This window comes from Streptomyces sp. NPDC001002, assembly GCF_053599215.1.
In genome coordinates this window covers 1-2,116 of the sequence record NZ_JBSFLV010000303.1, presented here as the reverse complement: position 1 = coordinate 2,116, position 2,116 = coordinate 1, and the positions used below count along the sequence as shown (strand labels likewise).

General features: G+C 67.2%; 3 protein-coding genes and 1 pseudogene. All 4 read left to right on the top strand.

From position 1 onward, the window contains the following. Positions 1 to 92: 92 nt before the first annotated feature. A pseudogene (locus tag ACWDR3_RS47670) lies at positions 93 to 485 on the top strand (potassium-transporting ATPase subunit B); the annotation flags it as partial. Positions 486 to 489: 4 nt separating this feature from the next. Further along, entirely contained in the window at positions 490 to 1,125 is a 636-nt protein-coding gene (locus ACWDR3_RS47665) for a potassium-transporting ATPase subunit C (protein ID WP_450358932.1), read from the top strand. Continuing rightward, positions 1,125 to 1,808, top strand: a complete 684-nt coding sequence (locus ACWDR3_RS47660; RefSeq protein WP_450358931.1) for a response regulator — start codon at positions 1,125 to 1,127, stop codon at positions 1,806 to 1,808. The genes ACWDR3_RS47665 and ACWDR3_RS47660 overlap by 1 nt, the downstream gene beginning before the upstream one ends. 144 nt (positions 1,809 to 1,952) lie before the next feature. Further along, positions 1,953 to 2,116: ATP-binding cassette domain-containing protein (locus ACWDR3_RS47655; RefSeq protein WP_450358933.1), on the top strand; the 164-nt coding region annotated here is incomplete at its 3' end.

Here is a 2,116-nt window from a genome sequence, read left to right as displayed (position 1 = left end):
CGATCTCCGACTGCGCACCCACAACGAACACTTCAGGCACGAGGTCGAGACCCTGTCGACGCAAGTGACGGAGATGACCCGGCTGATCCCGGAACCCGACCAAGCTCATCGAGATCGTCGAGATCGGCAAGCAACTCCTCATCACCCGGGGCGCGTTGACGACGTTCTCCATCGCCAACGACGTCGCGAAGTACTTCGCGATCATCCCGGCGCTGTTCGCGGCGGTCTACCCGGGCCTGGACAAGCTCAACATCATGCACCTGTCCTCGCCGGACTCCGCGATCCTGTCGGCCGTCATCTTCAACGCGCTGGTCATCATCGCGCTGGTGCCGCTGTCCCTGCGGGGCGTGCAGTACCGGCCGGTCAGCGCGGACAAGATGCTGCGGCGCAACCTCGCGATCTACGGCATCGGCGGACTGATCGTCCCGTTCATCGGCATCAAGATCATCGACCTGCTCATCTCACTCATCCCCGGAATCGGCTGAAGCCATGAACAACTCGGTATCCAACACGGCCCGGTTGCTAGGGGCGGGCCTGCGTGCCCTCCTCGTGCTGACCCTGGTGACCGGCGTCATCTATCCGCTGGTGGTCACCGGCATCGCCCAGGGGCTGTTCAACAACAAGGCGAACGGCTCCGAGATCAAGTCGGCGGGCAAGGTGGTGGGTTCGTCCCTGATCGGCCAACAGGGCTACAGCCTCGACTACTTCCAGCCGCGCCCGGCCAACGGACTCGGTGAGAACTCGGTCAACACGCAGTACAAGCTGATCCTGTCCGGCGCCACCAACCTCTCCGCCGACAGCAAGGTGCTGATCAAGCAGGTGGAGGACGCGAAGGCCAAGGTCGTCAAGGACAACTCCGTGCCCGGCTACACCGTCAAGCCCTCCCAGGTCCCCGCCGACGCCGTCACCTCCTCCGGCTCCGGCCTCGACCCGGACATCTCCCCGGCCTACGCCGAGCTCCAGGTGCACCGGATCGCCGAGAAGAACGACCTCCCGGTCGCCCAGGTGGAGAAGCTGGTGAAGGACCACACCGAGGGCCGCACCCTCGGCTTCATGGGCGAGCCCCGGGTCAACGTCCTCGAACTCAACATCGCCCTCAAGGACCTTGTGACCAAGGGAAGTTGATGACCCGGGTGCTGGTCGTGGAAGACGACCCCCAGCTCGTGAGAGCGCTCGTGATCAACATGCAGGCCCGCCGGTACGGAGTGGACGCGGCGCCCGACGGCGCCACGGCCCTCCGGCTGGCGGCCACCGGCCGGCCGGACGTGGTGGTCCTCGACCTCGGCCTGCCCGACATGGACGGGGTCGAGGTCATCAGGGGCCTACGGAGCTGGAGCCGCGTACCGATCCTGGTGCTCTCGGCCCGGCAGGCCTCCGAGGAGAAGGTCGCCGCCCTCGACGCGGGCGCCGACGACTACGTCACCAAGCCGTTCAGCATGGACGAACTCCTCGCCCGGCTGCGGGCGGCGGTCCGCCGTACCGAGGAGGTGCCGGCCGACACCGGACCGACCCTGGTGGAGACCGCCGACTTCACCGTCGACCTGCTCGCCAAGCGGGCCGTCCGCGACGGCCGGGACATCCGGCTCACCCCCACCGAATGGCACCTCCTGGAGATCCTGATCACCAACCCGGGCCGCCTGATCACCCAGAAACACCTGCTCCAGGAGGTCTGGGGGGTGACCCGCAGCAACAAGACGAACTATCTGCGCGTGTACATGGCCCAACTCCGGCGGAAGCTGGAGACGGATCCCTCGCATCCCCGGTATCTGATCACCGAGCCGGGGATGGGGTACCGGTTCGAGGCGTGAGCGGCGCCGACCTGGGGTTTCACGGCCCGCAAGCCGCCGCTCCGCCACTCCGAAACCGTCGCTCGGCCTTCCTGAAACCGCGGCCCGGCGCACTGAAACCGCGCTGAAGCCGTTCTGAACCGCCCCGGCCGCAAGCTCTGCGGCATGACGACAACCACTCACACCGGCGAGCAGCCGGCGATCGCGGCCACCGGGCTGCGCAAGGCGTACGGCGACAAGACCGTCCTCGACGGCATCGACCTGACCGTGCCGGCCGGCACGATCTTCTCCCTCCTCGGGCCGAACGGCGCGGGCAAGACGACCGTGGT